The 5,591-nt window shown below is 70.1% G+C and carries 7 protein-coding genes; 5 read left to right on the top strand and 2 right to left on the bottom strand.

The genetic code is table 11. The features are described 5' to 3' along the window. Window positions 1-1,572: SBBP repeat-containing protein (locus VGW35_01105; GenBank protein HEV8306236.1), on the bottom strand; the 1,572-nt coding region annotated here is incomplete at its 3' end. A 417-nt stretch (window positions 1,573-1,989) separates the two neighbouring features. Between VGW35_01105 and VGW35_01110 the strand changes: the two genes are divergently transcribed. From VGW35_01110 to VGW35_01125, 4 genes are read left to right on the top strand one after another with little or no spacing between them, the layout of a single operon-like run. After that, window positions 1,990-2,169: a DUF5989 family protein gene (locus VGW35_01110; GenBank protein ID HEV8306237.1), complete on the top strand. Its 180-nt coding sequence runs from the start codon at window positions 1,990-1,992 to the stop codon at window positions 2,167-2,169. Window positions 2,170-2,180: 11 nt separating this feature from the next. Then, the gene (locus VGW35_01115) at window positions 2,181-2,411 is read left to right on the top strand and encodes an SxtJ family membrane protein (GenBank protein HEV8306238.1); all 231 of its coding nucleotides are present in this window, start codon (window positions 2,181-2,183) and stop codon (window positions 2,409-2,411) included. Continuing rightward, complete coding sequence (locus VGW35_01120) at window positions 2,411-4,201, top strand: carbamoyltransferase (protein ID HEV8306239.1); 1,791 nt, start codon at window positions 2,411-2,413, stop codon at window positions 4,199-4,201. Before VGW35_01115 ends, VGW35_01120 begins: the two co-directional genes overlap by 1 nt. A gap of 7 nt (window positions 4,202-4,208) precedes the next feature. Then, complete coding sequence (locus tag VGW35_01125; GenBank protein HEV8306240.1) at window positions 4,209-4,955, top strand: YdcF family protein; 747 nt, start codon at window positions 4,209-4,211, stop codon at window positions 4,953-4,955. Here VGW35_01125 and VGW35_01130 read toward each other — a convergent pair whose 3' ends face one another. Then, entirely contained in the window at window positions 4,956-5,159 is a 204-nt protein-coding gene (locus VGW35_01130; protein HEV8306241.1) for a hypothetical protein, read from the bottom strand. 93 nt (window positions 5,160-5,252) lie between these two features. Here VGW35_01130 and VGW35_01135 point away from each other — a divergent pair. After that, window positions 5,253-5,591 (top strand): zinc ribbon domain-containing protein (locus tag VGW35_01135; GenBank protein ID HEV8306242.1); only part of this gene is annotated, 339 nt, incomplete at its 3' end.

Here is a 5,591-nt window from a genome sequence, read left to right on the forward strand (position 1 = left end):
CGACCCGGTGTAGCCGGTCACGTAGGCGTGGCCGGATGCGTCCACCTGGATTCCGTGGCCCTGGTCGTCGCCGCTTCCCCCGAGGTAGGTCGAATAGACGAGGGCAGTGCCGGTCGGATTGAGCTTGGTCACGAAGGCGTCGAAGGAGCCGCCCAATGAGGTCTGAAACGCCCCCGCCGTGGTCGGGAAGTTGCTGGAGCTGGTGCCGCCCGTCACGTAAGCGTTGCCGGCAGCATCGAGGGCGATGCCCGGGCTGAAGTCCACGTTGCTCTCGTTCCCGCTGCCCCCGAGGTACGTCGAATAGACCAGGCCCGAGCCGCTGGGGTTGAGCTTCGCGACGAAGGCGTCACGCCCGCCGCCGAGCGCGGTCTGGAACGCGCCGGCCGTGGTCGGGAAGTCCGACGAGTCGGTCCAGCCGGTCACATAGGCGTTGCCGGCCGCATCGACGGCGATCGCCTGGCTCTTGTCCTCGCCGCTGCCGCCCAGGTAGGTAGAGTAGACCAGCGCCGAGCCGGTGGAGTTGAGCTTCGTCACGAAGGCGTCCGCGCTGCCGCCGTTGAAGGTCGTGTCGAGCGCGCCTGCGGTCGTCGGGAAGCTGGCCGAGGCGGTCCATCCCGTGACGTAGGCGCTGCCGGCGGCGTCGACCGCGATGCCGAACCCCTCGTCGGCACCGCTGCCGCCGAGGAAGGTGGAGTAGATCAGCACCGGATCGATGACCAGCGGATGGCGCGAGTCGTAGGCCGCGACCGCCACCCCGACCGTGAGCGGGGCCACGTGGCACTCGGCCGCCGGGCACGGCTCGCTGACGAGCGTGAAGCGCGCCGGGACGGGCACGCGGGTGCCCTGGACCTCCTGGTACACCACGGGGGCGTGCAGCCGAAGCTCGCCGTGGGCCGTGCGGACGACGAGATCACCTCCGGCCTCGAGGGCCAGCCCTTCCGCGCCCTCGAAGGCGAGCCGGATCGGGGCCGGGTCGGCGCCGGGGGCGACGACGAGGTCGTACTCGAGCTGCCCCTGGCGCCCATAGTACACGAGGCTCACGCCGGGATAGACCTCGTCGTAGCGCACCCGGGCGTAGGTGGGGATGTCCGTCCGCCACCGGGTCGGGTCGTTGCCGAGGAAGTAGTGGACCCGGCCGGGAAGCGCGTCGAGTCCGACGACGCGGGGCGAGGAGTTCGCGCCCACGAGCTTCATGCGGACGACACCGGCGGCCGGCCCCAGGACGGCGTCACCCTCAGCAGGGGACGCCGGACGCGATCGGCCCGGCGTCGCCTTCAACACGAGCACAGCCTCGGTCGGCGTCAGGAAGAGCGTGTAGCCGCGGCCCCGCGCCAGAAAATCCACGCGGGGGTCGGTCTGCCCCCGGTTGGCCTCGAACGCCAGCGGAAGCCGTCCATAGCCCTCCACGATGCCCACGCGGCTCGCGGAGGAGTCCGGAGCGCTCGGGGGACTGGACATCGCCGGCGAGAGGCCGGGCCACGCCCCGACGAGGGACGGGAGGAGGAGCGCGTGGAGCGCGGCCAGCAGCCCGAGCCCGACGCTCCTGATCGCGGTTTCGCGTTGCGGTGTCATCACCGCCTACCGGTCGTCGTGTCGAGCGAGCGGAGCGTCTCGTCGACCCGTCCGCCTTCTCCGGGGCCCCACCGAGGTTGCCGGCCGCGAACACGCCAACGCCCCCACCCACCAACGATGTGGTCGGCAACGGCGGCTCCTCGGCTGTCCTCGGACCCGATCCACGGATACCCCTCCCTTCCCGAGGATAGGTCCCGCGAATTGACGGGACTCTAGATGGTGGCCGGGCGTGTGTCAACGGAATTTTCGAGGAAAGATAGCCGTCCCGCGTATCGTGGTCCGGCCACCTCCGCAGCCTCCGCATCGTTCCTCGTAACTATTTGAGCGCTTTTCCGAAAACGTCAATAGCTTCCGCCGTCAAGCTCTCACCGTCGAGCTTGACCTTCGGCGTCGGCGTGTGCGAAGCTAACCCGGATCATGAGCCGGATTCAGAGGCTCCAGTGGAAGTTCGAGATCTTCGGAGAGCTGCTGGCGTTCCTGTGGGAGCGCAAGCTCTTCTGGATGATCCCGATGGTGGCGATCATCGTGGTGTTCGGGATGCTGTTGGTCCTGGCCCAGACCTCCGTTATCGCCCCCTTCATCTACACACTGTTCTGACCCCGGCCGCGATGCCCCTGCTCCGCGCCGTGTGGGCCGGGTGGGTCCGGATCGCCCACGCGATCGGCCGCGTCCAGAGCCGCGTCGTCCTCACGGTCCTCTACTTCGTCCTCCTGGGCCCCTTCGCCCTGGGCGTCCGGCTGCTGGCCGACCCGCTCCAGCTCCGGCGGCGGCCGGGCGGCTCCCACTGGCTCCCCCGTGCCGCGTCGCCGGCCAGCCTCGAGGCGTTCCGGAAGCAGTAGTGGACATCCTGGGGCTCAGCTGCTACTACCACGACGCCGCCGCCGTGCTGCTCCGGGACGGCGTCCTCGTCGCGGCCGCCGAGGAAGAGCGGTTCACCGGGATCAAGCACGACTACGCGTTTCCGGCCCGGGCCATCGCCTTCTGCCTGCGGGAGGGCGGCATCACCGCGCGGGATCTGGACCACGTCGTCTTCTACGAGAAGCCCTTCCTGAAGTTCGAGCGGCTGCTCTTCAGCATCATGGCCACCTTCCCGCGCTCGTCCCGGGTCTTCCGGGAGGCCATGATCACGTGGCTCGGCGACAAGCTCTGGATCAAGAGCCTGATCCGGGAGCAGCTCGGGGTCGACCGGGAGAAGATCCTGTTCAGCGAGCATCACCTCTCGCACGCCGCCAGCGCCCTCTTCTGCTCGCCCTATCGGGAGGCCGCCATCCTCACGGTCGACGGCGTCGGCGAGTGGACGACGGCCACGATGGGCCGCGGCTCGGCCGACTGGGACGGCTCCGGGCGGAACGAGATCACCCTCGGCCAGGAGCTCCGCTTCCCGCACTCCCTCGGCATGCTGTACTCGGTGTTCACGGCGTTCCTGGGCTTCGAGGTGAACGAGGGCGAGTACAAGGTCATGGGGATGGCTCCCTACGGGGAGCCGAAGTACGTCGATCGGGTGCGGAGGCTCGTCGACATCGCGCCGGACGGCAGCTTTCACCTGGACATGTCGTACTTCAGCTACCACCATCACCCCGAGCAGAGCTACCGGGCCAAGTTCCTCGGGCTGTTCGGCGAGCCCCGACCGCCCCGGGCGCGCTTCGTCACCCGCCAGACCAGCCTCTACGACGACCCGAGCCCGCCGAGCGCCGAGGAGCTCAGGCGCAACCAGTACTACGCCGACGTGGCCGCCAGCATCCAGCGGGTCACCGAGGACATCCTCCTCGCGATGGCCAATCAGCTCTACCGGGACACCGGGCTCCCGCGGCTGTGCATCGCGGGCGGGGTGGGGTTGAACAGCGTCGCCAATTACAAGATTCTCCGCCAGACGCCGTTCGAGGAGATCTTCATCCAGCCGGCGGCGGGGGACTCGGGCGGGGCCCTGGGCGCGGCGCTCTACGCGTACCACGTGCTGCTCCAAAAGCCGCGGCGGTTCGTCCTCGACCACGCCTACTGGGGCGAGACGTTCCCGGCCGACGCGATCGAGGCGGACCTGGAGCAGACGGGCAGCCCCTACGAGCTGATCCGCGACGACGACAAGCTCTTCGAGCGGGTGGTGGATGCCCTGCTGGCCGGGAAGGTGGTCGGGTGGTATCAGGGGCGCTTCGAGTGGGGACCCCGCGCCCTCGGCAACCGGTCGATTCTCGCCGACCCCCGCCAGGAGCGCATGAAGGACATCGTCAACATCAAGATCAAGTTCCGCGAGCCCTTCCGTCCCTTCGCGCCGTCGGTGCTCGTGGACGCCACCGAGCGGTACTTCGACATCGCCGAGCCGGCCCGCCACCACCCCGCCCGGTTCATGCTCTACGTGGTGCCGGTCACGCGCCCGGACGCGATCCCGGCCGTCACCCACGTGGACGGGAGTGGCCGGCTCCAGACCGTGCATCGGGACCTCGCCCCGCGCTACGCCCGCCTCATCGAGACCTTCGGCGAGGCGAGCGGCGTCCCGGCCGTCCTGAACACCTCCTTCAACCTCAAGGGCGAGCCGATCGTCCGGACCCCGGCCGAGGCGATCCGGACGTTTCAGAAGAGCGAGATGGACCTCCTGGTCATGGAGAACTACCTCCTCGCCAAGAGCGCCCGTTGAGGACGTGATGCCGGACGTGGCCCTGCGGGGGCGCCGGGACGCCGCGGCCGAGCGGCCGCCGGCGCGCCCACCCGAAGCCGAGGCGACACCGTCGGGGGGCGGGCGCGTGTGCCGATCGAAGCGCCTCACCCGGCTGGGCCTGGCTCTGCTGGCCCTGGCGCTCGTCGGTCTCGCCGTGGCCCGGCCGGCGCTGGTGCTCCCGCCCGCCGGACGCTTCCTCGTCGCCGCCGACCCCCCGGCCCGCGCCGACGCGATCGTGGTGCTCGCCGGGGAAGTCCTGGCCGAGCGCGGCTTCGCGGCCCGCGATCTCTACCTGGCGGGGGCGGCGCCGCGCGTCCTGCTCTCCCCGGATGTCCGCCCCCGGCTCGCCGATGCGCTCGAGCGGCTCGGCATCCCGGTGGCCCTCCAGCACGAGATCACCGGCCGGATGCTGACGGCGTCGGGGGTGCCACCGGCCGCCGTGGAACGCCTGCCGCCCGCCCAGAACACGGCCGCCGAGGCGCGTACGGTCGCCCGTCTGGCGCGGGAGCGCCGCTGGTCCTCCGTCATCGTCGTGACGTCCCGCACCCACACCCGCCGCGCGTGCTGGACGTTCCGCCGCGTGGTGGGCGACGCCGTCACCATTCACTGCGCCCCGACGCCCTACGACCCGTTCGATCCGGACCGGTGGTGGCAGGACGGGAAGATGGCGCTCCAGGTCGCCAACGAGTACGGCAAGCTCGCGGCGAGCTTCCTCGACTTCTTCGCTCAGTGACTAGTGAGCGAGGTTGACCACCACCTCGGCCAGCGCGCGGAGGACGAACCCGGCCCCGATCATCAGGGCGTCGACGATGACCAGATGCTTGAGCCCGGCCGAGTACGCGGTCAGGCGCGCCGCGTAGGACCTCCTCCACGGAGGGTGGCGGCGGCCAACTCGGCGCTCGGAGCCGACCACCACGAGCGGGGCGGTTGATCCCACCGTCGACCGGACGGGCTGACGGCGAGCCGGCCGTTGACAGCCTGCCCGGCCGGAGCGTATAAGCCGAGATACACCACACAGGTGACTGGTGACATGGTAGCCTGTCTCGCCTGTCACGCCCAAAACCCCGCCGCGAACAAGTTCTGCGGCGAGTGCGGGGCCCGCCTGTCGGTGGGGTGGCCCCCGTGCGACCATCCCAATCCGCCGAGCCAGAAATTCTGCGGACAATGCGGGGCGGCGCGCGAGCCCACGGGGCAGGCGCCGCTCGTCTATACCCCGAAGCACCTCGCCGAAAAGATCCTCAGGAGCCGGGCGGCCATCGAAGGTGAGCGCAAGCTGGTGAGCGTCATGTTCACCGACGTCTCCGGCTTCACGGCGATGTCCGAGCGCCTCGATCCGGAGGAAGTGCACGCGATCATGGACCGGGCGTTC

This window comes from Candidatus Methylomirabilota bacterium, from assembly GCA_036005065.1.
In the GTDB taxonomy this organism is placed as follows: Bacteria; Methylomirabilota; Methylomirabilia; order Rokubacteriales; family DASRDR01; genus DASYQW01.